The organism is Streptomyces sp. NPDC007264 (assembly GCF_042869095.1).
Lineage (GTDB): Bacteria > Actinomycetota > Actinomycetes > Streptomycetales > Streptomycetaceae > Streptomyces.
This window is the reverse complement of record NZ_JBIAFD010000002.1, coordinates 139,125-162,412: the sequence shown is the minus strand read 5'-3', so window position 1 is coordinate 162,412 and position 23,288 is coordinate 139,125. Positions and strand designations below refer to the sequence as shown.

Genomic DNA, 23,288 nt, shown 5'->3' with positions numbered 1-23,288 from the left:
CCCTGGTGCGGACGCGGAGCGCCCGGGGCAGGCTGGTCGGCGACCATCACGACGCCGGCGGCCCTGCACCGCGGCGTCACACCACCACAGGGGGAACACCATGAGGACATCGGCCCGCAGGTTCTCGGCCCGCAGGTTCTCGGCTCTCGTCACGGCCGGCATGTCACTGGCCGCGCTCGGCACCTTCTTCACCGGCACCGCGGAGGCGGCGAACCCCTGCTGGTGGAGCAGCGACGGCATGCACATGTACTGCAACAACGTCGTGGGGGCGAAGGTGTACGCCACCCCCGACACCAGCCACCCGGTGGGCATCATGTACTCGAATCCGAGCTGGTTCGAATGCCGCACCGACCACGGCGCCTACGTCGGCGGCCCGCACCCGTACCGATGGGAGTACACGGAGGCCGACAACGGCCAGTGGGGCTACATGAAGGACACCGACATCTACAGCGAGACCAACCCCCTGCCGGACACCATCGGCAACGGCATCCCCCAACCCTGCTGACACAGCGGCGGTGCGACCACCGACACCATTCACCACGGGGAAGGAACCATCGGCGTAGGCGACCTGCCGATCCCGGTTCCGCACGTCCGGGGCCGCGGACCCGTCCGGTCCGCGGCCCCGGATCACACCCCGGCGCAGCTGAGGCCGGCCCCGGCGCCGCCCTCGCCGCCTCCGCCCCAGGACTGCCGCTGGTCCCGCTCCGTGGTCCCGCCCCGCCCGACGAGCCCCGCCTCCCGGGTGAAGCGCGGTACGAGCGAGGTCAGGGCCCGGTCGCCGTACAGGGCGGCGGCGAGCAGGAGTTCGCCGTCCGGCAGGCCCTTCCCGGAGGCGGGCAGCGGGTGCCGGTCCCGCAGCGACCTCAGCGTGCGCCGGCCGGCCGCGGTGCGGCCCGGCGGGAAGCCGCGCAGCAGCCCCGCGGCCACGAGGTCACGGCGCAGCCCGGCCAGGGCGGCGCGCACGCCCCGCCGGTCGAGCAACTGCCGTATGCCCGCGGGGCGGTAGAGCGCGGAGTGCACCGCCTTCGGCAGGGCGGGCAGGGCCCGTCCCGCCCCGCTGGGCGCCCGCGTCGTCCGCAGCGTGCCCGCCCGGCCGGCTTCGACGGCTCCCCGCAGGTGCAGGGCGAGCACGGCGACCGTGACGGCGGCGCGGGGACCACCCCGCAGAAAGGCGATGTCGTGCGGCTCCAGCCGGTCCGTCGCCGTGTCGTCCATGAGGGCCCCCGAACGAGAAGGGGCCCGCCGCCCCCGTGCCGGCGGGCCCCGTGTGCCGAGGATGGGCCCGTGCCCGGGGGGAGTTGAAGCCCCTCGGCGGGTGTTCAGAGGTTGATTTGAGGGTTGCGTAGACGGCGTACGCCCGTCGGTGTAGCCGGCTCACCCGCTCTCGTGCCCGACACCGTGCTCCGATAGTCCGGGCCAGTCGTCGGGGCCGCCGCCCTGCCATTCGATGAGGTCGCTCTCCTCGACCTCGATCCGGTCGAGGTCGACCAGGCGCAGGATCTCGACGACATCGTCCAGGTGGCTGGCGATCCCGAGGGTCATGTCCCCCTCGGTGACGCGCCGCGATCCGTCCAGCGCGGGGGCGTGCACCACGATGTGCGGGTGTTCCGTTGGCTGCTCCATGTCTTCAGGCTGCTGCCGTGGGTCCGGATTCGCACCCGGGAACACCGAGAGCGCCGGATGCGGAACGGTCCGTGTCCGGGGTGTGCGGGTTCCGGGCGGGGCCGCCGCCCGGGCGCGACACGACGGGTGTCGGCGACGGCGCCGCCCGGAGGTCTCGGGCCCGGTTTCCGGCGGGGTCCGGGGTCAGACCCGCGCGCCGGACAGGCGTTCCACGCCCCGCAGCAGGGCCGAGTGGTCCAGGCCGCCGTCGCCCTGGGCGCGCAGGGCGGCGACCAGTTGGGCGACCACGGCGCCGACCGGCAGGGCCGCGCCGACCTCGCGGGCCGCCTCGGTCACGATGCCCATGTCCTTGTGGTGCAGGTCGATGCGGAAGCCCGGCGCGAAGTCACGGCGGAGGAAGTTGTCCCTCTTGCGGGCCAGGACGGTGGAGCCCGCCAGACCGCCGTCCAGCACGTCGAGGGCCGCCTCCAGGTCCACGCCCGACCTCTCGAGGAACACCACGGCCTCGGCGCACGCCTCGATGTTCACGGCGACGATCAACTGGTTGGCCGCCTTCACGGTCTGACCCGAGCCATGCGGTCCGCAGTGCACGACGGTCCGGCCGAGTGCCTCGAGGACCGGCCTCGCCGCGTCGAAGTCGGCCTGCTCACCGCCGACCATGATGGAGAGCACGGCCTCGACGGCCCCGGCCTCACCGCCGGACACCGGGGCGTCCAGTACCCGGATCCCCTTCTTGCGGGCATGGTGCGCCAGGTCGACGGAGGTCTGCGGGGTGATGGAGGACATGTCGACGAGCAGGGCGCCGGGCCCGGCGTTCTCCAGGATGCCGTCCGGACCGTAGGCGACCGCCTCGACCTGCGGGGAGGCGGGCACCATGGTGATGATCACGTCGGCGTTCCGTACGGCCTCGGCGATCGAGCCCGCGGCGGTGCCGCCGGCGGCGGCCAGCCGGTCCAGCTTCTCCCGCTCCAGGGTGTAGCCGGTGACGTCGTACCCCGCCTCGATCAGGTTCTCCGACATGGGGGAGCCCATGATGCCGAGGCCGATCCAGGCGATCGCCGGGCGGCTCGGGCGGGCCGGGCGGGAAGCGGTTGCGGGGCTGGTCATGAGGTGCCTCTCTCACTGCCGTGCTCCGTGTGGTGGTCGGCGCTCAGCGGGCCGCTCGGGCCTCGGCCGGCAGCCAGTCGAACGCCTCCGCGCCGGGACGGTCACCGGGCTTGTACTCCAGGCCGACCCAGCCCTCGTACCCGGCCGTGCGGAGGCGGTCGAGGAGGTCCTCCAGGGGCAGCGACCCGGTGCCGGGCGCGCCGCGGCCGGGATTGTCGGCGATCTGGACGTGGCCGGTCCTGCCGGCGTACCGCTCGACGGCCTGCGGCAGGTCCTCGCCGTTCATGGACAGGTGGTAGAGGTCCATCAGGAAGCGCGCGTTGCCGAGGCCCGTGGCCCGGTCGACCCGGTCGACGACGCCGATCGCGGCGGCGGCCGACACCAGCGGGTACCGCGGCGACTCCGGCTCGTTCAGCGCCTCGATCAGCAGGACCGCGCCGATCCGGTGGGCCGCCCGCGCCGCGAGCGCCAGGTTCTCCAGCGCCAGCGCGTCCTGCTCGCCGGGGTCGACGCCGTCGACGCGGTTGCCGTACAGGGCGTTGAGGGCCCGGCAGCCGAGTGCCTCCGCGAAGCCCGCCGCCACGTCGATGTTGGCGCGGAACCTCGCCGACTCCTCGCCCGGGACGGACAGGGCGCCGCGGTCCGGGCCCGGCAGCCGGCCGGCGTAGAAGTTCAGGCCCGTCAGCCGCACCCCCGCGTCCTGGATCGCCCGCCTCAGGGCGTCCAGTTCGGCACGCCCGGGGCTGGGGGAGCCGGTCCAGGGCCACCACAGCTCGACCGCGGTGAAGCCCGCGGCGGCCGCGGCCGCGGGGCGCTCCAGGAGCGGCAGCTCGGTGAAGAGGATCGAGAGGTTGACGGTGAAGCGCTGGTCCGCGAATCCCATCCGGGCTCGCTCCTTTCCGTCCGGACGTCCACCCGATCGAGCACTGTTCCGTATTGTGGAATTTGGTTTCTATTTCATGGAATCCTGCTCGCGGGGTGCACCGCTGTCAAGAGCGCGCACGGAAAAGGGCCCCGCGCCGTCGGTGCGGGGGCCGGCAGGGCCGGTGGGGCCGGCAGGGCTGCAGGGAGGCGGCGTCCGCGGCCGCGTCAGCGCGCCGAACGGCGGGAGCGGACGGTGCCGACGGCCAGGAGCGCCACCACGAACGCGACCAGCACGCCCGCTGCCGCCCACCAGGCCCAGTCGGCGGTGCCACCGGAACTCCCCGACCCCACCGGTCGCGAGGGCGAGGACGAGGGCGAGGAGGAGGCCCGCGCCGCGGGGGCGGACGGCGCCGTCGTCGGCGGGGGCGAGGGCCGGGCGGCCGCGGCCGCCGCCTTGTCCGTGCTGGTGAAGGTGAACCGGCCCTGGAGCGGGGCCCCGTCCGCTGCCACGGTCCGCCAGGTCACCTGGATCGTGCCGGTCGGCAGGGCCCGGACCCTCTGCCGTACGTCGCCGTTCACCGCGCTCGGCTCGCCGTCGCTGTAGTACGAGCCGTCCGGCCCGGTCACCGCGACCGTCGTGTACCGCTGGTTCACCGGGCCGTCGAACCGCAGTGTGACGGTCGTCGGTGCCTTGGCCACCACGGAGTCCGCGGCCGGGCTCGAGCCGAGCAGCTGGGCGTGCGCCGACGCCGGTGACGCCGGCAGGAGGACCGACAGGACGGCCAGCAGCAGGGCCGGCACGACCGGCAGGCGGACCGGACGGGGCGGGCGGGAGGGTGATCTGCGCTTCACATACCAGTACGTCGGCCCCGGCCCCCGGAAAGTTCCCCCGGATCGATCGGACGTCCGCGGGAACTTTCCGCCGGTGCGGCCCGACCTCTGGTGCAACTGCGGAGGCGATGCCGCAACCGAGCCGGAGGCCATTCCCCATGAGCACCACCACGACCAAGACCACGCCCGGACGTTCCACCCGCCGGAATGTCCTCGCCGCCGCCACGGCGGCCGCCGCCCTGTGCCTCGCCACCCTCGCCGGATGCGGCACGGACGGGTCGTCCTCCTCCGCGAAGGCCGACGCCACCGCGACGCCCGCCAAGGCCACGGCGGCCGCGGCGCCGGTGACGGTGAAGGACCCGTGGGTGAAGGCCGCCGACAGCAAGATGACGGGCGTGTTCGCCACCCTGGTCAACAACACCGACGCCAAGATCACGATCGTGTCCGGCGTCTCCACCGTCTCCCAGAAGACCGAGCTGCACGAGGTCGCCGACGTCAACGGCAAGTCGATGATGCGCCCGAAGAAGGGCGGCTTCGTCATCCCCGCCAAGGGCAGCCACATACTCCAGCCGGGCTCCGACCACGTGATGCTGATGGGCCTGACCAAGGCGGTGAAGCCCGGTGACGAGGTCACCGTGACCCTGACGCTGCAGGACGGCCGGACCGTGAAGTTCACCGCCGTCGCCAAGGCGTTCGCGGGCGGCAAGGAGAACTACATGCCCGGCATGAAGAAGGGCTGATGCCCGCCATGGACACGAGTCCCACACCCCCCGCCGCGTCCACCGGCGCGGCGGGCGGCACCGCGGCGGTCGGCCGCCGCCGGCTGCTGGCCGGCGGGGCGCTCACCCTCGGCGGAGCGCTGGCCGGGGCCGGAATCGTCGCCGCGGCCGACGGTGGTTCCGGCTCTGCCTCCGGCACCGGTGCGGCGCGGCCGCAGGACGTCGCGTACGGCGTGCAGAAGGTCCCCTTCCACGGCCGGAACCAGGCGGGGATCGCCACCCCGGCCCAGGCTCACGGTGTGTTCCTCGGCTTCGACCTGGCTCCCGGAGTGGACCGCGCGGGGCTCGGCCGGATGATGCGGCTGCTCACCGACGACGCCGCGCGCCTCACCCAGGGCGCGTCGGCCCTCGCCGACACCGAGGCGGACCTCGCGGAGCTGCCGGCCCGGCTGACCGTCACGTTCGGGTTCGGCCCCGGCCTCTTCGAGGCCGCCGGACTGGAGGACCAGCGGCCCGCGTCGCTCACGCCCCTGCCCCGCTTCCCCATCGACCGGCTCCAGGACCGTTGGAGCGGCGGCGACCTGCTGGTCCAGGTCTGCGCCGACGACCCCGTCACCGTCGCCCACGCGCAGCGGATGATCGTCAAGGACGCGCGCTCGTTCGCCCGGCTGCGCTGGACGCAGCGCGGGTTCCGTCGCGGGCGCGGCATCCAGGACGACGGCGTGACACAGCGCAACCTCATGGGCCAACTCGACGGCACCGCCAACCCGGTACCCGGCCAGGACGCCTTCGCCAAGGCGGTGTGGACCGACTCCGGGCCCGACTGGCTGCGGGGCGGCGGCACGACCTGCGTCGTACGACGGGTCCGCATCGAGCTGGAGACCTGGGACGCGGCCGACACCAAGGCCAAGGAGTTCACCATCGGCCGACGACTGCGCACCGGTGCCCCGCTCACCGGCACGCACGAGAAGGACGTTCCCGACTTCGAGGCCAGGAACGAGCTCGGCTTCCCGGTCATCTCCGAGTTCTCCCACATGCGGCGGGCCCGCGTGAACGAGGACCGGCTGAAGATCTTCCGCCGCCCCTTCAACTACGACGACGCGCCGGACTCGGGCGGACGCCCGGACACCGGTCTGCTCTTCGTGTCCTACCAGCGCGACATCGGCGAGCAGTTCCTGCCCATCCAGCGCAGGCTCGCCGAGTCCGACCTCCTCAACACGTGGACCACCCCCGTCGGGTCCGCCGTCTTCGCCGTCCCGCCCGGCTGCGCGCCCGGCGGCTGGATCGGCGAGACCCTGCTGGGGTAGACGGCAGGACGGCAGCGCCCCGGACGCGAGCGTGGAACACGCGACCGGGGCGCTGGGTCTTTCTCCCGGGGGTTCGTGTGCCCCGGGAGTTCGTGTTTTTTGCGTGCTTGTGTCCCCCGCGGGTTCGTGTCCCCCGCGTCTGGGTCCCGCGCATCCACCACTCACTCCGCCCCTGTCCATGGACTCCCGCTCCCCGCGCCCGCTCATGCGTTCCCTCCGGCCGCTGGGGCGTGGGCGACGCGTCCGTTAGGGTCGTCCCGGAGCGAGCCGTGGATGTGCCCTCTCGGCCGGAGGGCTGAGACAACGCGCAGGTCGAAGCCGATGCCATGGGGGCACAGTGCGATTGAGAGTGGAATTCACGACCGAGCCCTTCGATCTCGACGAGGCGCCCGCGCACGCGCTGGTCGCCCGTGAGGTCATCGAGGCGGTCGACCTGGACGCCGTCGACGTCGGCCCGTTCGGCAACACCGCCGTGGGAGGCGCCGACACGGTGCTGACCGCGGTCGACGCGCTGCTGCGCAAGACCCTGGAGGCCGGTGCCACCCGGATCTCGCTGCAGGTCAACGTGGTGGAGGAGGGCGGCAGATGACCGAGACCGGGGACGAGCCCTTCATCACGGCCGTGAAGCCGCTGGTCGACGCGATGGGGGGCGAGTTGCTGCCCCCGGACCAGGCCGGCCCCGACGACGTCGTGCTCGCCTGGAAGGGCGCCGACGTCGTCGCCGTACGGCTGCCGCGGTTCGCCGACTCGCTCGATCACGTCCTGGCCGCCATGGAGCGCAAGGGCGGCAAGCCGCTGGCGGAGCTGGACCGCAAGGCCAAGCAGGAGGTCGTGCGGACGCTGGAGGCGCGCGGCGCCTTTTCCGTGCGGCACGGGGTGGAGACCGTGGCGAGCGCGCTCGGGGTCAGCCGCTTCACCGTCTACAACTACCTCAACCGCGAGAAGCAGGGCTGAGCCCGCGTCCGTTGACCCAGAATTTTCAACAAAGTGTTGACGTCGTGACACGCGGGGCGTTAGCTGGTCCCAGCCCGTTCCGGACCAAGGCCCCGGAGGCCCTCGTGACCTCGACTTCCGCGCCGCCGGGTCTCGCCCGGTTCAACGCCCTGGAGGAGCAGGCGGCCCTCGCCGTCCTCCGCGAGGCGTGCGCGTGCACGGCGTGGGCCGGCCGGCTGGCCGCCGCACACCCCTACACCACTGCCGACGACCTCTACGCCGCGAGCGACGCCGCCCTGGCCGAACTGACCGCGGCGGACCTTCAGGAGGCGATGGCCGGGCACCCGCCGATCGGCCGCCCCCGGCCCGGGGACCCCGCCTCGGCCCGGGAACAGCGCGGCATGGCGGCCGCCTCCGAGGAGCTCAGGGAGGAGATGCTCGAACTCAACCTGGCGTACCAGGAGAAGTTCGGCCATGTCTTCCTGATCTGCGCCACCGGCAGGACCGGTGAGCAGATGCGTGACGCGCTCAGGGAACGGATCGGCAACGCGCCCGAGCGGGAGCGGGAGATCGTGCGCACCGAACTGGGCAGGATCAACCGCATCCGGCTCGCCCGGCTCCTCGACGGGGGCGGCGCATGAGCGACACCCGGACCACCGCCTCCGTGTCCACACACGTCCTGGACACCAGCGCGGGCCGCCCCGCCGCGGGCATCGCCGTCCGTGTCTTCGCCCGCCCGGGGCGAGACGCGGACTGGCGGGCGCTCGGCGGCGCCGTGACGGACGCGGACGGGCGGTGCGCGAACCTCCCGGCCCCACCGGAAGGGACCACCCATGTGCGGCTCGACTTCGCGGTCGGGGCGTACGTCGAGAAGATGCAAGCCGATGCGCAGCAGGACGCCCCCGCGAACCGGGACAGCGGTGCCGTAGGAGCCTTCTTCCCGGAGGTGGCGATCACGTTCGCCGTCGAGCCGGGCGAGCACTACCACGTGCCGCTGCTGCTCAGCCCGTTCGGCTACTCCGTATACCGAGGGAGCTAGCAGACACCATGGCAGTCCATTCCCAACCGGCCCGCCCCGCGGTACTGGGGCAGAACCAGTACGGCAAGGCGGAGACCCGAGTCGTCAGGATCACGCGGGACGGCGCCACCCACCACATCAGGGACCTGAACGTGTCGGTGTCGCTCTCCGGCGACATGGACGAGGTCCACTACTCCGGCTCGAACGCCACCGTCCTGCCCACCGACACCACCAAGAACACGGTGTTCGCCTTCGCCAAGGAGCACGGCGTCGAGTCCGCCGAGCAGTTCGCCGTCCACCTCGCCCGCCACTTCGTGACCTCCCAGGAGTCCATCCACCGCGCCCGTGTCCGCATCGAGGAGTACACCTGGGACCGGATCGCCGCGTCCGACGACGAAGCCGGAGCCGACGAGCCCCGGCACTCCTTCGTCCGCAGCGGCCGGGAGACCCGCCTGACGCAGATCACCTACGACGGCTCGTCGTGGGAGGTGGTCTCCGGTCTCAAGGACCTCGTCGTGATGAACACGACCGACTCCGAGTTCTGGGGCTACGTCAAGGACGCGTACACGACGCTGCCGGAGGCCCGCGACCGCATCCTGGCCACCGAGGTCTCCGGCCGCTGGCGGTTCAACTGGACCGACGACGGCCAGAAGGCACCCGACTGGGAGGAGTCCTACGAGCAGACCCGTACGCATCTGCTGCGGGCGTTCGCGGAAACCTACTCCCTCTCGCTGCAGCAGACCCTGTACCGGATGGGCGCGCGCATCATCGACCACCGCTCCGAGATCGACGAGGTCCGCTTCTCGCTGCCGAACAAGCACCACTTCCTGGTCGACCTGGAGCCGTTCGGGCTGACGAACGACAACGAGGTGTACTTCGCCGCCGACCGGCCGTACGGCCTGATCGAGGCCACCGTCCTGCGGGCCGGCTGCGAGGCGAGGATCCCCGCGGACCTCACCAACCTCTGACCTCTGACCCCTGACCTCTGACGCCTGCCCCCTGACCTCTGACGGACAAGGACGACGAACCATGGCAGCAGCCCGGCGCATCGTCATCGAGAACGGCGCGATCGCGACCGTGGACGCCGACGACACCGAATACGACGCGGGGTACGTCGTCGTCGCGGACGACCGCATCGAGGCGGTCGGCGCGGGCAACGCCCCCGAGGGGCTGGAGAACGTCGTACGCCGCATCGACGCGTCCGGCCACCTCGTGACCCCCGGCCTGGTCAACACCCACCACCACTTCTACCAGTGGCTCACCCGGGGCCTGGCCACGGACCACAACCTCTTCGACTGGCTCGTCGCTCTCTACCCGACCTGGGCGCGCATCGACGAGACCATGGTCCACGCGGCCGCGCAGGGCTCGCTCGCCATGATGGCCCGCGGCGGCGTGACCTGTGCCATGGACCACCACTACATCTACCCGAAGGGCTCCGGCGACCTGTCCGGCGCCATCGTCCGCGCCGCCCGCGAGACCGGCGTCCGCCTCACGCTGGCCCGCGGCTCCATGGACCGCGGCGAGACGGACGGCGGCCTGCCGCCGGACTTCGCCGTCGAGAGCCTGGAGGGCGCGCTCGCCGCGACCGAGGCGGCCGTCGACGAGCACCACGACGCCTCCTTCGGCGCCATGACCCAGGTGGCGGTCGCCCCCTGCTCGCCGTTCTCCGTCTCCACCGAACTCCTCAGGCAGGGCGCCGAGCTGGCCCGTCGCAAGGGGGTGCGCCTGCACACCCACGGCTCGGAGACGGTGGAGGAGGAGAAGTTCTGCCACGAGCTGTTCGGCATGGGCCCGACCGACTACCTCGCCTCGACGGGCTGGCTGGGCGAGGACGTGTGGATGGCGCACTGCGTCCACATGAACGACGCCGACATCGCCGCCTTCGCCCGGACCGGGACGGGCGTCGCCCACTGTCCGTCGTCCAACGCCCGCCTCGCGGCGGGCATCGCGCGCGTCCCCGGCATGCTCGCCGCCGGCGTCCCGGTCGGTCTCGGCGTCGACGGGACCGCCTCCAACGAGTCCGGCGAACTCCACACCGAACTGCGCAACGCGCTCCTCATCAACCGCCTGGGCCCGCACCGCGAATCCGCCCTCACCGCCCGTCAGGCGCTGCGCCTGGGCACCTACGGGGGCGCCCAGGTCCTGGGCCGCTCCCACGAGCTGGGCTCCCTGGAACCGGGCAAGCTCGCCGACCTGGTGCTGTGGCGGCTCGACACGCTGGCCCACGCGTCGATCGCCGACCCGGTGACCGCCCTGGTCCTCGGCGCGGCGGCGCCGGTGACCGCCTCGTTCGTCCACGGCCGGCAGATCGTGGAGAACGGCCGGCTGCTGCACGTCGACGAGGAGGCCGTCGCCCGCTCCACGCGGGAGCAGGCCCGCCGCCTGGCCCGGATCGCCGCGCGCGGCTGACCCGTTGCGGGGACCCCGGCCGGACGCGCGCTGCGAGCCCTACGCGCCCGGCGCCGGCTCGGGACCCGGCCACGCCATGAGGTTGGCGAGCAACTCCGCCTGCTCGACGGCGTCGTCGAGGGCATGATGCGTATGGCGGCGGCGGGACAGCAGATGGCGGGGCATCGTGCCCTTCACCACCGCCCGCAGCGGCAGCCGCGCCTTTGTCGCGTACAGCGTCTTCATGTCGAGGCACCCGGAGTGACCGAACGGGCTCGCACCGGTGAAGCGGATCAGGTACCAGTACAGGAACGTCCAGTCGTAGGAGGCCGGGTAGCCGCCCATCACGGGCTGCGCGCCCACGCTGACCTCCCTCACCCAGTCCGCGAACTCGGCGAGGGCGACTGCCGGTTCGGCGCCCTCGGTCGTCAGCCGCTCGCGGTCCAGGCCGCTCACCGCCAGCGCCTCGGGCACGAAGTCGTCGCTGATCGGGCGCAGTTCCCGGTAGAACGTGCGCTCCTCGGGGTCGGCCGGGGTGAATCCGCCGGCGTCCTGCACACCGGCCACGGCGGCGCCCAGGCTCAGCATGGAGTACGGCCCCGGAATCGGGCCGTCGGCCTCGATGTCGACGGAGATGTACAGGCTCGGCTTGATCTTTCGTGCTGCCATGGATGTGCAGCATGACAGCCCGGCACCGCGGCCCGCACCCGGATATCAGGCCCGCCGCGGCACCTGGCAGGGCTGGGCGGCGGGCAGCCGGCCGGTGAAGAACGAGCGGGGCGGCACGCCCATCAGGGTGCGGAAGTCGGACGTCATGTGCGACTGGTCGTAGTAGCCGGTCGAGGCCGCCAGGTCGGCCCAGGGGAGGGTGGTCGCACGGGCCAGAACGGCGCGCACCCGGTTGATGCGGGCGTAGTGCTTGGGGGAGAGGCCGACACCCTCGGCGAACAGGTTGCGCAGCTGGCGCTCGCTGACGGCGAGGTCCCGTGCCACCTCACGCACCGGGCCCGGAATGTGCCCGGCCCGGAGCGACATCGCGTCCACGCCGGCCCTCAGCAGCTCCGTGCGGGAGCGGTCGGCGACGGTGGCCAGCCGGTCGGGGAGCACCTCGGCGAGATGGCCCACCACCTGTTCGAGGGCCATGTCCGGCAGTTCGCGGGCCAGCCGCCGGGCCGTCGGGGACGGCAGCCCGGTCAGCGGCACCGCCCGCCCCACCAGCTCGGCCGCGGGTACGCCCAGCAGCGGGCGGGTGGTGCCCGGCGCCAGGCGCAGCTGCACACAGGAGACGAGGCGCTTGCCCACGCTGTAGGAGGCGCGGGCGCGGGGGCCGATGATCAGGGCGTCGCGTCGTCCGTTCTTCTCCACGCGCACGACCAGCTTCGTCGCCGGGTCCGGCGCCTGGGTGACCGTGGGGCGCGGTGCACGGTCGAAGGGCACGAGCCCGGCGTCGTCGATCCAGGGGCGCAGATCGTCGGGCAGGGGGAGGGTGCGCTCGGTGAGAACGATGGTCACCCTGCCCACGGTAAGGCCGTCGCACCCCCGCCGGGGCTGCTGGACCGTGCCGGAATTTCCTAGAGCCCAGAGCGGCAGCCCGCCACCGTGGTGGTCATGATCCTCGTTACCGGTGCCACGGGCACCATAGGCAGTGACGTCGTACGGCGGCTCGCGGCGCGCGGCGAGAAGGTGCGCGCCCTCACCCGGGACCCCGCGAAGGCCCAGGTGCCGGAGGGTGTGGAGACGGCTGTCGGCCACCACCGCGACCGTGTGTCCGTCGAGGCGGCGATGGCGGGCGTCCGGGCCGCCTTCCTGGTGGGGATGTTCGGGCCGGAGGACTCCGGGCACGACCGCGACCTGGTGGCGGCGGCGAAGGCTGCGGGCGTGCGCCGGATCGTGAAGCTCTCCTCCATAGCCACCGGCGACCCCGCGGTGGGCCCGTTCGGTACCTGGCACCTGCCCGGTGAGCGGGCCGCCCAGGACAGCGGCTTGGACTGGACGATCCTGCGGCCCTCGGCCTTCGCCTCGAACACCCTGGCGTGGGCGGAAGCGGTCCGCTCGGGCGAGCCGGTGCCGAACACGATGGGCGACGGCGGGCAGGGCGTCGTGGACCCGCGCGATGTGTCCGAGGTGGCCGTCCGGTCCCTGCTCGGCTCGGGGCACGAGGGCAGGACGTACACCCTGACCGGCCCCGAGGTGCTCAGCGCCGCGGACCAGGCGGCCGTGCTCGCCGAGGTCCTCGGCCGCCCGGTGGCGACGCGCGACCTCTCGTCGGCCGAGGCGGCGGAGCGGTTGCGCGCCATGGGGCTGAGCGACGGGTTCATCGCGGGGGCCGACCAGAGCAGGGAGTTCATCGCCAGGGGCGGCAACGCCGTGGTGACGGGGGAGGTGGCGGAGGTGCTCGGGCGGGAGCCCCGCACCTACCGGCAGTGGGTGCAGGACCACAGGCAGGCGTTCGAGCGGCCGTGACGCCGCGGCGGGCAGCGGGGCGGGCGGGTGCGGGAAGGGCCGCCCCGCTGCCCGCCCGCGGGAAGCCCCGTCCCGCCCGGCCGTTCACCGCGGTCCGGGCCGCAGCACGGCCGCCGTCAGCGCCAGGGCCGCCGCCGAGAGTGCCGCCGCCACCCCGAAGGCCGACCGGTATCCCGCCGCCGTGGCCGGGACCAGTTCCACCCCCCGGGCGAGCAGCCCGTCGGTCCGGCTCGCCGCGAGCGTCGACAGCACCGCGAGGCCCAGTGAACCGCCCACCACCTGCGTGGTGTTGAAGAGTCCGGACGCCAGCCCCGCGTCCTCCTCCCGGACCCCGGACATCGCGAGCCCGGTGAGCGCGGGCATCGCGGCCGCGAACCCGGTGGCCTCCAGCAGCAGCGTCGGCAGCACGTCGGTGACGTACGAGCCGTCGACCGGAGCCCGGGCGAGCAGCACCATCCCGGCGACGATCAGCACGAGCCCGGCCGACAGCACCCGGTGGGCGCCGAACCGGCCGACGGCGCGTGCGGACAGCCCGAGCATCAGCACGCCGATCACGACCGGCGTGGGCAGGAACGCCGTACCTGTGAGCAACTCGCCGTAGCCGAGGACGCGTTGCAGGTAGAGCGCGCCGATGAACTGGAAGCCGTACATGGTTCCGATCAGCAGGACCTGCACGGCGTTGGCGCCGGTCAGCAGCCGCGAGCGCAGCAGCCGCAGCCGCAGCAGCGGCCGCGGGGTCCGCGCCTGCCGGACCGTGAACGCCGCGAAGAGGGCGAGCGCGAGGGAGGCCAGGAGCAGGGTGACGGCAGAGCCGCGGTCGGCGGAGCCCACGATCACGTACACCGTGAGCGTGAGCGCGCCGGTGACCAGGGCCGCCCCCGGCCAGTCGGCCCCCTTTCCGAGCCCGGCACCGTTCTCCGGCGCCAGGACACGGACGGCGGCGACCCAGGATGCCACCCCGATCGGCAGGTTGATCAGGAAGATCCAGTGCCAGCCCAGAGCCTGTGTCAGTGCCCCGCCGAGGAAGGTGCCGAGCGCCCCGCCCGCCGCCCCGACCGCGCTGAACACCGCGACGGCGCGGGCCTGTTCACGCGGCTCGGGGAAGAGGGTCACCAGCATGCCGAGCACCACGGCCGACGCCATCGCCCCGCCGGCGCCCTGCACGGCCCGCGCCGCGATCAGCATGCCCGGGCCGGTGGCGACCCCGCACAGCACGGAGGCCGCGGTGAAGACGGCGAGTCCCGCCGCGAACATCCGCTTGCGGCCCACCAGGTCGCCGAGCCGTCCGGCCAGCAGGAGCAGCCCGCCGAAGGGGATCAGGTACGCGTTGACGACCCAGGCGAGCCCCGGCCCGCTGAAACCCAGATCGCCCTGGATCGCCGGCATGGCCACGGTGACGACGTTGCCGTCCAGGATCGTCATCAGCGTTCCCGCGCACAGGACGGCCAGGGAGGCCCAGCGGGAGTACGTCCGATGCGGCGACACCCTTACTGGTGATGGTCTGCGCGATGCGCTCCTGATCGACATGGCCTCGGGGCCTCCGCCTTCTCCATCGGAACCATAGGTGCACGACTTGTAACAGGGGACATCGTCGGTGACCATGGAGACCGGCGTAAGGAGGCAGTCCGATGTCCCGGAGGAACACCGGTGTTACCGCGCAGGTCGTGAACGCGCACGCCTGCCCGGTGCGCGAAGTTCTTGACAGGGTGGCGGGCAAGTGGAGCGTGCAGATCCTTGTCGCCGCCGCGCACGGGCCGATCCGCTTCACCGAGTTGGAGCGCGGCATCGAGGGCATCAGTCGGCGCATGCTCACCCTGACCCTGCGCAACCTGGAGCGCGACGGGCTCGTCACACGCACCGTCCATCCGACGGTGCCGCCGAAGGTCGAGTACGCGCTGACCCCGGTCGCCCGCGACCTGCACGAGACCCTGCAGCGGCTGACGGACTGGGCCGAACGCAACCGCGTCCACATCGCCGAGTCACGAGCGGCCTACGACGCCGAGCACCGGCCGGAGCCGCTCGACGCGTAGGCCGCGGCCGTCCACCGCCAGCGCCTCGGCCACGAAGTCGTCGCTGATCGGGCGCAGTTCACGGTAGAACATGCGCGGTTCGGGGTCGGCCGGGGTGAATCCCTCGGCGTCCTGCACACCCGCGACGGCGGCGCCGAGGCTCAGCGGTGAGGTGGCCGGTCAGGCCGCTGGCGGGATCCGGCCACTGCCTGCTCGGTGCAGTGCGGTCTCCAGGCGGTCCCGGACCGCAGTCTGGGCGGTGATGCGTTCGTTGAGGACCGCCAGCCGCTCCACTGCGACCCGGATACCGTTGTCGGACGGCGGGGCCGTGGTCACGTTGCCGTCCAGACACGGCAGGAAGACCCGCACGTCGTCCAGGGTGAGCCCGGCGGCCAGGAGGTTGCGGATGTTGCGGACCCGCACCGCCGCCCGCTCGTCATAGATGCGGTAACCGTTGGGGGCGCGCTCCGAGGAGATCAACCCCGCCTGCTCGTAGTGCCGCAGCGCACGGGCGGTCGCCCCTGTCGCCTTGGCCAGCTCACCGATCTGCACCCGCTCCACCCTCCCGGCTGCAACTCCTATCACGCCACGACCGCCCCGCCGTCGACCGGGAGTACCACCCCGGTGACGAACGACGCGGCTGGTGCGGCAAGCCGGGTGATCGCCCAGGCCACCTCCTCCGGTCGGCCGATCCGGCCCAGCGGGGTGTGTGCCGACTGCCACTCCCGTACTGCGGCCATCCGTTCGGGCGCCAGTCCCTGGTGCTCGCCGATCGGGGTGTCGATCGCGCCGGGCGCGACCGCCACCACCCGGACCCCGCGCGGTGCGAGCTCGACCGCCCAGCTGCGGGTCAGCAGCTCCAGCGCGGTCTTGGTCGCCGCGTAGACCGAGTTGCCCGGCCAGGCCCGCTGCCCCACGGACGTACTCACGTTGACGATCACTCCGCCGGACGCCTCCAGGGACGGCAGCGCGGCCTGGGCCAGCAGGAGGGGTGCGATCAGGTTGGTGGCGATCTGCGGCACGATCATCTCCGGCGTGAGCGTGCCGAGGGCACCGCTGCGCACGATGCCGGCATTGTTGACCAGCACGTCCAACCGGCCGTGCATCTCCAGCGCGGTCCGGACGATCAGCTCGTGCCCGCCGTCGGCGGTGATGTCGGCGGCCAGCGGGGTGATTCGGTCGTGCCCGGCGGCGGTCTCCTGGAGCGGTTCGGCCCGTCGGCCGACGGCGAGGACGTGGGCGCCCTCGGCGGCGAAGGCGCGGGCGGTTGCCCGGCCGATCCCGGTGCCGGCCCCGGTGACGGCGACGATCCTGCTGATCTGGGGTGCGGTGCTGCTGTCCATGCGGTCATCGTTCAACCCTGCCGCCAGCGGCAGGGTCAAGCGGCGCCCGGTGGGCCGGTGGCCGCCGGGTGAGCTACCGCCTTGCGGGGGAGCGAACGGCGCTGGTGGCGCCAGTGCGGTGTTCGGGGCCGGCCGGGAGCATGGAGTACGGCCCCGGGATCGGGCCGTTGTCGCCACCCGTCACGTTCGTACGCGGCGGGCGGTACGTAGCCGACGGCGGACTGGAGTCGTTCTCCCTGGGACAGGCCGCCGCTCCGGTTGACCGCTGCAGGTCACCGTCTTCCGACGGATAAGTGCTTGATCAGTAACAGAACTGTGGGGATGGCGAGTTGTGAGCGATTCCCGGTGCAGAATCGCTTGGCTGTCGAAGCGACACTGACCATGTAAGCCGAAAACGGGGAGACATCATGAACGCCACTGCCTGCACGAACGGCAAGAGCCCGAGGGGTTGGAGGGCCTGCGCCCTGGGCGCCGCAGCGGTTGCCGTGCTGCTGGCGACCACAGCGTGCGAGCCTGGTGGGGACGATGCCGCGGACGCATCCAAGTCACCGGCCCAGTCCAGCGCGACGACTTCGCCGACGGCGAAGACGACGCCGACGGCGACGGCGAAGACGACGGCGCCCGGTGACGGAAAGGGCGGAAGCCAAGAGAGCAAGGGCACCGGCGGCGAGGACAACTCCAGCATCCCCCTGTGCAGTCTGGGGGACCTGTCGATCTCGGCCATGAAGTTCGACGGGGACGAGCCGACTCGCCACATCCTTATCGTCGCCACCAACAAGAGCGGCAAGAAGTGCGACGTCCTGAACGCCCCCGAGGTCACGCTCGGCGACGCGAAGGGCCCGGCACCGAGGCTGGAGGGCAGCACTACCGACGACCCCGTCACCCTCGCTCCCGGCGAGAAGGCGTACGCCGGTCTGCTCGCCACCGGCGGCCACATGGACACCTACGACGTGACGTCCATGACCATCACTCTCGGCAGCCCCGGCGGCGAGACCGAGGCCGAGAAGCCGGTCGACCTGCCCATGCCCGTCGCGGCGTTCCCGGCCGACGACGGCCAGCGCGTCACGACCTGGGCGGGCACCGAGGGCCTCGCCATGCGTCCGGTCACCCTGCGCTGACGTACCACCTTCGCCCTGCCCGGTCCGTGAATGGCCCGAAACCGCCTGGATCGCATGTGTCGCCCCCGTTAGTTTCATCGGGCAACCATGGCCCTGCCGATGCCTTCCGGGCACGCGCAGCGTGCCGACGGCGCGCGGGGCCCAGCGATGTCACCGACCGGGGAATGCAGGAGCAACGGGGGACCGCCATGAGAAGTCATGTCCGTCATCCGGACGACCGTGGCCTGGAACATCGGCGGCAACAACTGCGCGGGCGGTCTCTGGACGAACCTCACGTCGACGTACTCCGTGAGGCTGTATCCCTGACGGGGGCGGTTCTCGACAGGGGCGGTGCCTGCCCGGCCGCCCCTCGCCGCACCCGGGAGCGCCGCCGCGGCCGTCGGCCGGGCACGGCCCGGCTCCTACAGCCCGAACAGGCCCGGATCCGTCGCCAGTTTCCTGAAGTGATCCTGCGGATTCGCCACCAGCCTGCGCTCCTTGAGGTCCAGCAGCCCGCCGACCCCCGTGAGCTCGGCGGCCACGGTGCCGTCCGTCTTCCGGATGGTCTGCTCGACCCGGAACGTCTTGCCCCCGTCCCAGGCGAAGGCGCACGTCACGTCGACCTCGTCACCGGCGAGGAGTTCCCGTCGGAAGCGGATGGTCGTCTCCAGGGCGACGGGTCCCACCCCCATGGCCACGAGCCCGGCCTGGCTGATGCCCGCCGCCTGCAGGAGCGACCAGCGGGCGTGTTCGGCGTAGTTGAGGTACACGCTCTGGTTGAGGTGGCCCTGCACGTCGGTCTCGTATCCGCGGACGGAGACCCGGACGGAAAACGGCTCGCTCACTGCTTCCCCTTTTCTCACGCTCGTTGCCCTCTGCCGCCGATCTTGGCATGCCTCCCTCAGGCCCGGCGCGGGGAAGCGAGGATGTACCGCTCTCTCGTCCGCGGCTCGGTGTGCTCGCTCACCTGCCAGCCCGCCCCCTCCAGCGTGGCCGCGCAGGCGCGCAGCGCCGTGAGGTCGGGCTCCCGCACGGCGACCGCCTCCGGCTGCGGGGTCGCGCGCACCCGGTAGCCCACGCCGTCGCCGGTCGCAGGCCGGTGCCCCGCCGCCTCCAGCGCCAGCGCGGCGGCCCGCACCAGATGCGCACGTTCCCAGCCGCACGGGCGGTCCGTGGCGCCGCCCGGGTTGGTCATCCGGCGCAACTCCAGCAGCCCCTGCCAGGCGCCGCGCACCTCCCGCAGGCGGGCGGGGGAGCGGTCCGCGGACTCCTCGCCGCCGACCCGCGCGGCGAACACGCCGGAGTCCGCCTCGGCCGGGGCGGTCGTCGCCGCCTCCTCGGCGGGTGCCTCGCGCAGGCGATGTCCGGCCGGGGTCAGGAAGTGGTCGTGCGGCGGCCGCGGATGCCGGAAGGCCAGCCCCCGCTTCACCAGCGCGGCGAGCTGGGCGTCCGTCCCCTTGAGCCGCCCGGTCACGGGGTCGGCGGCATCGATGACGCGTCGCTGCGCGGCGGTCGGCGGCCGGGGCACGACGTGCTCCTTCGGGTGCTCGTGGATCAGTGGTCGGCGGCGTACGAGACGAAGGCGGCCCACTCCGTGGGGCCAAAGGCGAGTCGGGGGCCCTGCCTGTTCTTCGAGTCCCGGACGCGAACGGTGCCCGAGGCGTCGGCGACCTCGACGCATGAGGGGCCGTCGTTGGTGCTGTAGCTGCTCTTGAACCACTCCAGCTCGGAGTCGATCCCGGCCGAGCGCTTTATGGACATGTCTCTCCCAGCACTTTCTCGATGAAGGCCAGCGACTCCCTGGGGGTGAGAGCCTGGGCCCGGATGATCCCATAGCGCATCTCAAGGATCTGGACCTGCCTGGGATCGGAGATCACATGGCTGATGAGTTGGACTTCATTGAGTCCCACCGTGATGCCTTCCTTGAGCCGCAGTAGTCGGAACGAACCGGCGAGACCAGCATGGTCTTCGCGGTCCAGTGGCAGCACCTGGATATCGACGTTCCGCAAGCCACCTGCCTCCAACAGGTGTTCGAGCTGCCGGCGCATCACCATTTTGCCCCCGACGGGCCGACGCAGCGTCGCCTCGTCCAGGACGAAGCCGAAGACGGGCATTGCTCTCGAACCATCGATGATCTCCTGCCGGGCCAGCCGTGCGGCGATCTGCTGTTCCAGCTCGTCCTCCGGCAACGGCGGACGTCGTACGCCGAACAGCGCTCGCGCGTACTCCGGGGTCTGTAGCAGCCCGTCGATGACGGACATCTCGTACGCCCCCATCTCAACGGCATCCGCCTCCAGCTTCGCTACGTCCCGCACCTTCTTCGGATACCGGGACTCTTCGACCTCCCGCTTCAGCCCGGTGATCAGGCCGCCCGCCTGGAGCACCCGATCCGCCGCCTCCAGGAAGGCGGCCCTCGGCGCCCGCCGCCCCCGCTCCACCGAGGACACCTGCTCCTCGCTGTATCCGATCGCCGCACCCAACTCGGCCTGGGTGAGTGCCGCCCGCTCCCGGCACATCTTGATGACCTTGCCGACGGTCCGCAGTACGGCCGCCGACTCCTCGTCCTCGCCCTGCCCGGTCATGTCCACGCCCCGACACCTCCCACGTGCTGCCCGAACCCAACTCCCCGCAGCCCGCCGCGTAACGCGTCGCCGCCCGGACACGCCCGGACGCGGGTCGGACAGTGACGCTGCGTACCGCCGGTGATGGTGTGCAGCGTAGGGATCCGGGACCACGCTGAGTGACATGAACGTCGAGACGTCACCCCCGGGAGAAACCTCCGCCTCCGCCCGCCCCTTCACCATGCGCCTCTCGGCCACTCGCAGAGGCGCGCGCCTCGCCCGCCGGCTGGCGTGCGGGCAACTCGAGGAGTGGGGCTGGCCCTACGACTCCGGGGTGAACCGCACCGTCGGGCTGCTCGTCGGCGAACTCGCCGCGAACGCGGTGCTGCACGGCCGGGTGAAGGGCCGTGACTTCCGTCTCCGCCTCACCCTCCACCCGGAGGACGCCACGCTCCGCATCGAAGTGACGGACCCGCGCCCCGGGTGCCGCCCACCCGGCCCCGGCACGCTGCGGCCGCCCTCGCCCGACGCCGAGTACGGCCGTGGCCTGCTGCTGGTCGAGGCCCTGGCCACGCACTGGGGGACGGCGTGCGGAGACCCGTACACGAAGACGGTGTGGTGCGAGGTCGCTCTCGCGTGACGGACCGCGCTTCCCGTTCCGCCGACCAGACATCGGGTCGCACGTTCGGAGTTGGCTTCCTAAGAAGTCAGCCTCGCGATCTGCTCATCGGTCAGGCGTACTGACGCCGCCGCGATGTTCTCTTCGAGGTGCGAGAGCGAGGACGTGCCGGGGATCGGGCAGAGGATGTCGGAAAGGGCGAGCAGCCAGGCCAGTGCGACCTGGGCCGGGGTGGATCCCGTCTCGGCCGCGACCTGGGTGGCGGCGCCGTCGGGCCGGGCGAGTGCGCCGTTCATGACGGGGAACCAGGCGACGAAGGGGATGCGCTCACGGGTGCAGTAGGCCAGGACGTCGTCCCAGATGCGCGTGGTCAGGTTGTAGATGTTCTGCACGGCGGCGACCTCGACGATCGCCCGAGCGACCTCGATCTGCTCCACCGCGACCTCGGAGAGGCCGACGTGCGCGATCTTGCCCTCGTCCCGCAGCTCCTTCAGCGTGCCGATCTGATCGGCGAAGGGCACGTCCGGGTCGACGCGGTGCAGGTAGAGGAGGTCGATGCGCTCCACGCCCAGCCGGCGCAGGCTCATCTCGCACTGGTGGCGCAGGAAAGCGGGACGGCCGACCGGCACCCATGCGCCGGGCCGCGGTTGCACCTGGCCCACCTTCGTGGCGATGAGCAGGTGGTCGGGGTATGGGTGCAAAGCCTTGCGCAGGATGTCCTCGACGACGCCGAAGCCGTAGGCATCGGCCGTGTCGATGTGATCGGCGCCGAGCTCCACCGCCCGCCGGGCGAGCCGGATCGAGTGGTCCTGGTCCGACGGCGGCCCCCAGATCCCCGGCCCGGCCAGCCTCATGGCGCCGAAGCCCATCCGCCGCACCGTCCCGTCGCCGAGCCGGACCCTGTCGGGCACGTCCCGGCTCGCGGACTGTGTCCGGTCGCCGCGATTTTCGGTCGCCATCGGTCAGCCCCTGCCGGTCGAGCGGGACAGGCGGATCGCCGAGACGAGGAAGAAGATCCCGCCGAGCGTGGCGTAGCCGGCGAGGGTGGTCAGCGAGGGGTCGTTCTGCGTGGCGCTTCGGATGAAGGTCGCGCCGGCCAGCACCGAGATGCCGCCGCTGAGGATCATGGCCCACTGGCCGCCCATCGGCCGGCGCGCGACGCCCACGAGGAGCTGGACGAGGCCGGAGACGACCGCCCACGTGCCCCAGACGCGCAGCACGTCGGCGATGCCCGAGGTGCCGGCGACGGCGATGCCGACGGCGGCCAGCGAGCTGACGGCGATGTTGGTGTACAGGCCCTTGACCGGTCCGTCGGCACGCGCCGACCTGGCGTCGACGACGGCCGCGACCACGTCGAAGGCCGGATAGAGGAACAGCAGCAGCCGGGTCCCGACGGTGAGCTCCGAGCCGGACACCAGCAGGAGTGCCGCCCATGCGGCGGCGAAGACGAAGCGGATGGTGTACAGCCGACGCAGGGCAGGCGTGGCGCCGACGGCCTCGGCGGAGGTGGCGGATGCCATGGAATTCTCCAGTGAGTGCGATGTAGAGAGAACGCTCTTTCTTGTTTGCAGCCTGGCACAGTCCTTCCCCAAAAACAAGAGAGATCGTTCTACCTGCTACAATGGGTGATATGACGCAGACGGAAGCCGGCGCAGGCGCCGGCAGGAGAGTCTCCGCGGCCCGGGAGCGGCTCCTGAAGACCGCCGGGCAGCTCTTCTACGCGGAGGGCATCCACACGGTGGGCGTCGACCGCCTGGTCGCCGAGTCGAAGGTCACCAACGCCACCTTCTACCGCCACTTCCGCAGCAAAGAAGACCTTGCCGTCGCCTACATCGGAAGCGTCGACCAGGCGATCCGCACCCAGATCGGGTCCCTGACGGCAGCGGACATGCCGGCCGACGACATCCTGCGGGGCATCGGTGCGTCCCTGGTCGAGCAGATCCGCTCGCCCGGCTACCGCGGATGCGCCTTCCTCAACGCGGCAGCGGAATTCCCTGATCCCGACCACCCGGTCCACCGTGCCGTCGTGCAACACCGCGAGTGGTTCCTGCAGACGATCACCGGACTGTTCGCCGGCATCACGGCCGCGCAGGCCGAGCACGCCGGGCGGCACTTCGTCATGCTCCGTGACGGCGCGATGAGCGCCGGCTACCTCGGCGATCCCGTCCTGGCCGGCGAGACTCTGCTGCGCGGCATCGAAGGACTGCTGCGGATCCACGCGGCCCGTGGGCTCGACGAGCGCGCGGCCTCCGCACCGGGCCGGCCGTCCTCGGTGGCCACGACGGTCTCCGGCGTCGAGTGCTCGCCGCCCGGCGCGTGACCGTGGTCGGGGCGCGACCGGCCGCGGTGCGTGCCGAACGGGCCGAGGTGCGGTCAACGCTTGCCGCCGCCCCGGGGCCGGGCCGC

Annotated in this window: 31 protein-coding genes; 14 read left to right on the top strand and 17 right to left on the bottom strand. The window is 72.3% G+C overall.

Annotated elements, in window-relative coordinates:
• Window positions 1-100: 100 nt before the first annotated feature.
• Window positions 101-505, top strand: a complete 405-nt coding sequence (locus ACFYMU_RS03455) for a hypothetical protein (protein WP_388367223.1) — start codon at window positions 101-103, stop codon at window positions 503-505.
• A 122-nt stretch (window positions 506-627) separates the two neighbouring features.
• Here the strand turns inward: ACFYMU_RS03455 and ACFYMU_RS03450 are convergent, their stop codons facing one another.
• The 5 genes from ACFYMU_RS03450 to ACFYMU_RS03430 form a co-directional block, all read right to left on the bottom strand.
• Window positions 628-1,278, bottom strand: coding sequence for a TIGR04222 domain-containing membrane protein (locus ACFYMU_RS03450; protein ID WP_388367987.1), 651 nt, complete (start codon window positions 1,276-1,278; stop codon window positions 628-630).
• Between the two features lie 96 nt (window positions 1,279-1,374).
• On the bottom strand, window positions 1,375-1,623 hold the full coding sequence (locus ACFYMU_RS03445; protein WP_388367221.1) for a hypothetical protein: 249 nt from the start codon (window positions 1,621-1,623) through the stop codon (window positions 1,375-1,377).
• A gap of 183 nt (window positions 1,624-1,806) precedes the next feature.
• Complete coding sequence (locus ACFYMU_RS03440; protein ID WP_388367219.1) at window positions 1,807-2,730, bottom strand: 2-hydroxy-3-oxopropionate reductase; 924 nt, start codon at window positions 2,728-2,730, stop codon at window positions 1,807-1,809.
• Window positions 2,731-2,773: 43 nt separating this feature from the next.
• On the bottom strand, window positions 2,774-3,613 hold the full coding sequence (locus tag ACFYMU_RS03435; protein WP_388367217.1) for a TIM barrel protein: 840 nt from the start codon (window positions 3,611-3,613) through the stop codon (window positions 2,774-2,776).
• A gap of 206 nt (window positions 3,614-3,819) precedes the next feature.
• Window positions 3,820-4,446 (bottom strand): copper resistance protein CopC, encoded by a 627-nt coding sequence (locus ACFYMU_RS03430; protein WP_388367215.1) that lies wholly within the window; start codon window positions 4,444-4,446, stop codon window positions 3,820-3,822.
• Between the two features lie 137 nt (window positions 4,447-4,583).
• Between ACFYMU_RS03430 and ACFYMU_RS03425 the strand changes: the two genes are divergently transcribed.
• The 8 genes from ACFYMU_RS03425 to ACFYMU_RS03390 all read left to right on the top strand — a co-directional run bounded on the left by ACFYMU_RS03425 (window position 4,584) and on the right by ACFYMU_RS03390 (window position 10,811).
• Window positions 4,584-5,165: a copper chaperone PCu(A)C gene (locus tag ACFYMU_RS03425; RefSeq protein ID WP_388367213.1), complete on the top strand. Its 582-nt coding sequence runs from the start codon at window positions 4,584-4,586 to the stop codon at window positions 5,163-5,165.
• Window positions 5,165-6,451 (top strand): Dyp-type peroxidase, encoded by a 1,287-nt coding sequence (locus ACFYMU_RS03420; protein WP_388367211.1) that lies wholly within the window; start codon window positions 5,165-5,167, stop codon window positions 6,449-6,451. Before ACFYMU_RS03425 ends, ACFYMU_RS03420 begins: the two co-directional genes overlap by 1 nt.
• Window positions 6,452-6,788: 337 nt before the next feature.
• Entirely contained in the window at window positions 6,789-7,040 is a 252-nt protein-coding gene (locus tag ACFYMU_RS03415; RefSeq protein WP_388367209.1) for a hypothetical protein, read from the top strand.
• On the top strand, window positions 7,037-7,405 hold the full coding sequence (locus ACFYMU_RS03410; RefSeq protein WP_388367208.1) for a helix-turn-helix domain-containing protein: 369 nt from the start codon (window positions 7,037-7,039) through the stop codon (window positions 7,403-7,405). The genes ACFYMU_RS03415 and ACFYMU_RS03410 overlap by 4 nt, the downstream gene beginning before the upstream one ends.
• Before the next feature lie 104 nt (window positions 7,406-7,509).
• On the top strand, window positions 7,510-8,025 hold the full coding sequence (uraD, locus tag ACFYMU_RS03405; RefSeq protein ID WP_388367206.1) for a 2-oxo-4-hydroxy-4-carboxy-5-ureidoimidazoline decarboxylase: 516 nt from the start codon (window positions 7,510-7,512) through the stop codon (window positions 8,023-8,025).
• On the top strand, window positions 8,022-8,423 hold the full coding sequence (uraH, locus tag ACFYMU_RS03400) for a hydroxyisourate hydrolase (protein WP_388367204.1): 402 nt from the start codon (window positions 8,022-8,024) through the stop codon (window positions 8,421-8,423). The genes uraD and uraH overlap by 4 nt, the downstream gene beginning before the upstream one ends.
• Before the next feature lie 8 nt (window positions 8,424-8,431).
• A complete protein-coding gene (pucL, locus tag ACFYMU_RS03395) occupies window positions 8,432-9,370 on the top strand; it encodes a factor-independent urate hydroxylase (protein ID WP_388367202.1) in 939 nt (312 codons plus the stop codon).
• Window positions 9,371-9,431: 61 nt separating this feature from the next.
• Complete coding sequence (locus tag ACFYMU_RS03390) at window positions 9,432-10,811, top strand: 8-oxoguanine deaminase (protein WP_388367200.1); 1,380 nt, start codon at window positions 9,432-9,434, stop codon at window positions 10,809-10,811.
• Between the two features lie 39 nt (window positions 10,812-10,850).
• On the opposite strand, the gene ACFYMU_RS03385 is transcribed toward ACFYMU_RS03390, so the two are convergent.
• Both ACFYMU_RS03385 and ACFYMU_RS03380 read right to left on the bottom strand, forming a co-directional pair.
• Complete coding sequence (locus ACFYMU_RS03385) at window positions 10,851-11,459, bottom strand: exonuclease (RefSeq protein ID WP_388367198.1); 609 nt, start codon at window positions 11,457-11,459, stop codon at window positions 10,851-10,853.
• Between the two features lie 45 nt (window positions 11,460-11,504).
• Entirely contained in the window at window positions 11,505-12,302 is a 798-nt protein-coding gene (locus ACFYMU_RS03380; RefSeq protein WP_388367196.1) for a helix-turn-helix domain-containing protein, read from the bottom strand.
• Window positions 12,303-12,398: 96 nt separating this feature from the next.
• Between ACFYMU_RS03380 and ACFYMU_RS03375 the strand changes: the two genes are divergently transcribed.
• Complete coding sequence (locus ACFYMU_RS03375) at window positions 12,399-13,253, top strand: SDR family oxidoreductase (RefSeq protein ID WP_388367194.1); 855 nt, start codon at window positions 12,399-12,401, stop codon at window positions 13,251-13,253.
• 84 nt (window positions 13,254-13,337) lie between these two features.
• On the opposite strand, the gene ACFYMU_RS03370 is transcribed toward ACFYMU_RS03375, so the two are convergent.
• Complete coding sequence (locus ACFYMU_RS03370; RefSeq protein ID WP_388367192.1) at window positions 13,338-14,675, bottom strand: MFS transporter; 1,338 nt, start codon at window positions 14,673-14,675, stop codon at window positions 13,338-13,340.
• Window positions 14,676-14,881: 206 nt separating this feature from the next.
• On the opposite strand from ACFYMU_RS03370, the gene ACFYMU_RS03365 reads away from it, so the two are divergent.
• Window positions 14,882-15,283, top strand: a complete 402-nt coding sequence (locus tag ACFYMU_RS03365) for a winged helix-turn-helix transcriptional regulator (RefSeq protein WP_388367190.1) — start codon at window positions 14,882-14,884, stop codon at window positions 15,281-15,283.
• Here the strand turns inward: ACFYMU_RS03365 and ACFYMU_RS03360 are convergent.
• From ACFYMU_RS03360 to ACFYMU_RS03350, 3 genes are read right to left on the bottom strand one after another with little or no spacing between them, the layout of a single operon-like run.
• Window positions 15,233-15,400 carry a hypothetical protein gene (locus ACFYMU_RS03360; RefSeq protein WP_388367188.1) on the bottom strand — a complete coding sequence of 56 codons (168 nt, stop codon included), beginning with the start codon at window positions 15,398-15,400 and terminating at the stop codon, window positions 15,233-15,235. The two genes, ACFYMU_RS03365 and ACFYMU_RS03360, sit on opposite strands and share 51 nt — an antisense overlap.
• Before the next feature lie 42 nt (window positions 15,401-15,442).
• Window positions 15,443-15,814: a MerR family transcriptional regulator gene (locus ACFYMU_RS03355; protein ID WP_388367984.1), complete on the bottom strand. Its 372-nt coding sequence runs from the start codon at window positions 15,812-15,814 to the stop codon at window positions 15,443-15,445.
• A gap of 29 nt (window positions 15,815-15,843) precedes the next feature.
• Window positions 15,844-16,605 carry an SDR family NAD(P)-dependent oxidoreductase gene (locus ACFYMU_RS03350; RefSeq protein WP_388367186.1) on the bottom strand — a complete coding sequence of 254 codons (762 nt, stop codon included), beginning with the start codon at window positions 16,603-16,605 and terminating at the stop codon, window positions 15,844-15,846.
• A 407-nt stretch (window positions 16,606-17,012) separates the two neighbouring features.
• Between ACFYMU_RS03350 and ACFYMU_RS03345 the strand changes: the two genes are divergently transcribed.
• On the top strand, window positions 17,013-17,723 hold the full coding sequence (locus tag ACFYMU_RS03345) for a DUF4232 domain-containing protein (protein ID WP_388367184.1): 711 nt from the start codon (window positions 17,013-17,015) through the stop codon (window positions 17,721-17,723).
• 401 nt (window positions 17,724-18,124) lie between these two features.
• Here the strand turns inward: ACFYMU_RS03345 and ACFYMU_RS03340 are convergent, their stop codons facing one another.
• From ACFYMU_RS03340 to ACFYMU_RS03325, 4 genes are read right to left on the bottom strand one after another with little or no spacing between them, the layout of a single operon-like run.
• On the bottom strand, window positions 18,125-18,547 hold the full coding sequence (locus tag ACFYMU_RS03340; RefSeq protein WP_388367182.1) for an acyl-CoA thioesterase: 423 nt from the start codon (window positions 18,545-18,547) through the stop codon (window positions 18,125-18,127).
• A gap of 56 nt (window positions 18,548-18,603) precedes the next feature.
• Entirely contained in the window at window positions 18,604-19,230 is a 627-nt protein-coding gene (locus ACFYMU_RS03335) for a hypothetical protein (protein ID WP_388367180.1), read from the bottom strand.
• Window positions 19,231-19,256: 26 nt separating this feature from the next.
• Window positions 19,257-19,463 (bottom strand): DUF397 domain-containing protein, encoded by a 207-nt coding sequence (locus tag ACFYMU_RS03330; RefSeq protein WP_388367178.1) that lies wholly within the window; start codon window positions 19,461-19,463, stop codon window positions 19,257-19,259.
• Window positions 19,454-20,284 (bottom strand): Scr1 family TA system antitoxin-like transcriptional regulator, encoded by an 831-nt coding sequence (locus ACFYMU_RS03325; RefSeq protein WP_388367982.1) that lies wholly within the window; start codon window positions 20,282-20,284, stop codon window positions 19,454-19,456. Before ACFYMU_RS03325 ends, ACFYMU_RS03330 begins: the two co-directional genes overlap by 10 nt.
• 163 nt (window positions 20,285-20,447) lie before the next feature.
• Between ACFYMU_RS03325 and ACFYMU_RS03320 the strand changes: the two genes are divergently transcribed.
• Complete coding sequence (locus ACFYMU_RS03320) at window positions 20,448-20,903, top strand: ATP-binding protein (protein WP_388367176.1); 456 nt, start codon at window positions 20,448-20,450, stop codon at window positions 20,901-20,903.
• Window positions 20,904-20,962: 59 nt separating this feature from the next.
• Here the strand turns inward: ACFYMU_RS03320 and ACFYMU_RS03315 are convergent, their stop codons facing one another.
• Window positions 20,963-21,841 carry an aldo/keto reductase gene (locus ACFYMU_RS03315; protein ID WP_388367174.1) on the bottom strand — a complete coding sequence of 293 codons (879 nt, stop codon included), beginning with the start codon at window positions 21,839-21,841 and terminating at the stop codon, window positions 20,963-20,965.
• Between the two features lie 3 nt (window positions 21,842-21,844).
• Window positions 21,845-22,402 (bottom strand): hypothetical protein, encoded by a 558-nt coding sequence (locus ACFYMU_RS03310; RefSeq protein WP_388367172.1) that lies wholly within the window; start codon window positions 22,400-22,402, stop codon window positions 21,845-21,847.
• 101 nt (window positions 22,403-22,503) lie between these two features.
• Here ACFYMU_RS03310 and ACFYMU_RS03305 point away from each other — a divergent pair, with 101 nt between their 5' ends.
• On the top strand, window positions 22,504-23,202 hold the full coding sequence (locus tag ACFYMU_RS03305; RefSeq protein ID WP_388367170.1) for a TetR/AcrR family transcriptional regulator: 699 nt from the start codon (window positions 22,504-22,506) through the stop codon (window positions 23,200-23,202).
• Window positions 23,203-23,288 lie beyond the last annotated feature (86 nt).

Excerpts from the sequence above, each read along its gene's own strand:
- ACFYMU_RS03455 (WP_388367223.1), top strand. The coding sequence starts at position 101 with ATGAGGACATCGGCCCGCAGGTTCTCGGCCCGCAGGTTCTCGGCTCTC.
- ACFYMU_RS03445 (WP_388367221.1), bottom strand. The coding sequence starts at position 1,623 with ATGGAGCAGCCAACGGAACACCCGCACATCGTGGTGCACGCCCCCGCG.
- ACFYMU_RS03440 (WP_388367219.1), bottom strand. The coding sequence starts at position 2,730 with ATGACCAGCCCCGCAACCGCTTCCCGCCCGGCCCGCCCGAGCCGCCCG.
- ACFYMU_RS03435 (WP_388367217.1), bottom strand. The coding sequence starts at position 3,613 with ATGGGATTCGCGGACCAGCGCTTCACCGTCAACCTCTCGATCCTCTTC.
- ACFYMU_RS03425 (WP_388367213.1), top strand. The coding sequence starts at position 4,584 with ATGAGCACCACCACGACCAAGACCACGCCCGGACGTTCCACCCGCCGG.
- ACFYMU_RS03420 (WP_388367211.1), top strand. The coding sequence starts at position 5,165 with ATGCCCGCCATGGACACGAGTCCCACACCCCCCGCCGCGTCCACCGGC.
- ACFYMU_RS03410 (WP_388367208.1), top strand. The coding sequence starts at position 7,037 with ATGACCGAGACCGGGGACGAGCCCTTCATCACGGCCGTGAAGCCGCTG.
- uraH (WP_388367204.1), top strand. The coding sequence starts at position 8,022 with ATGAGCGACACCCGGACCACCGCCTCCGTGTCCACACACGTCCTGGAC.
- pucL (WP_388367202.1), top strand. The coding sequence starts at position 8,432 with ATGGCAGTCCATTCCCAACCGGCCCGCCCCGCGGTACTGGGGCAGAAC.
- ACFYMU_RS03390 (WP_388367200.1), top strand. The coding sequence starts at position 9,432 with ATGGCAGCAGCCCGGCGCATCGTCATCGAGAACGGCGCGATCGCGACC.
- ACFYMU_RS03385 (WP_388367198.1), bottom strand. The coding sequence starts at position 11,459 with ATGGCAGCACGAAAGATCAAGCCGAGCCTGTACATCTCCGTCGACATC.
- ACFYMU_RS03375 (WP_388367194.1), top strand. The coding sequence starts at position 12,399 with ATGATCCTCGTTACCGGTGCCACGGGCACCATAGGCAGTGACGTCGTA.
- ACFYMU_RS03370 (WP_388367192.1), bottom strand. The coding sequence starts at position 14,675 with ATGACGATCCTGGACGGCAACGTCGTCACCGTGGCCATGCCGGCGATC.
- ACFYMU_RS03365 (WP_388367190.1), top strand. The coding sequence starts at position 14,882 with ATGTCCCGGAGGAACACCGGTGTTACCGCGCAGGTCGTGAACGCGCAC.
- ACFYMU_RS03350 (WP_388367186.1), bottom strand. The coding sequence starts at position 16,605 with ATGGACAGCAGCACCGCACCCCAGATCAGCAGGATCGTCGCCGTCACC.
- ACFYMU_RS03345 (WP_388367184.1), top strand. The coding sequence starts at position 17,013 with ATGAACGCCACTGCCTGCACGAACGGCAAGAGCCCGAGGGGTTGGAGG.
- ACFYMU_RS03330 (WP_388367178.1), bottom strand. The coding sequence starts at position 19,463 with ATGTCCATAAAGCGCTCGGCCGGGATCGACTCCGAGCTGGAGTGGTTC.
- ACFYMU_RS03325 (WP_388367982.1), bottom strand. The coding sequence starts at position 20,284 with ATGACCGGGCAGGGCGAGGACGAGGAGTCGGCGGCCGTACTGCGGACC.
- ACFYMU_RS03320 (WP_388367176.1), top strand. The coding sequence starts at position 20,448 with ATGAACGTCGAGACGTCACCCCCGGGAGAAACCTCCGCCTCCGCCCGC.
- ACFYMU_RS03315 (WP_388367174.1), bottom strand. The coding sequence starts at position 21,841 with ATGGCGACCGAAAATCGCGGCGACCGGACACAGTCCGCGAGCCGGGAC.
- ACFYMU_RS03310 (WP_388367172.1), bottom strand. The coding sequence starts at position 22,402 with ATGGCATCCGCCACCTCCGCCGAGGCCGTCGGCGCCACGCCTGCCCTG.
- ACFYMU_RS03305 (WP_388367170.1), top strand. The coding sequence starts at position 22,504 with ATGGGTGATATGACGCAGACGGAAGCCGGCGCAGGCGCCGGCAGGAGA.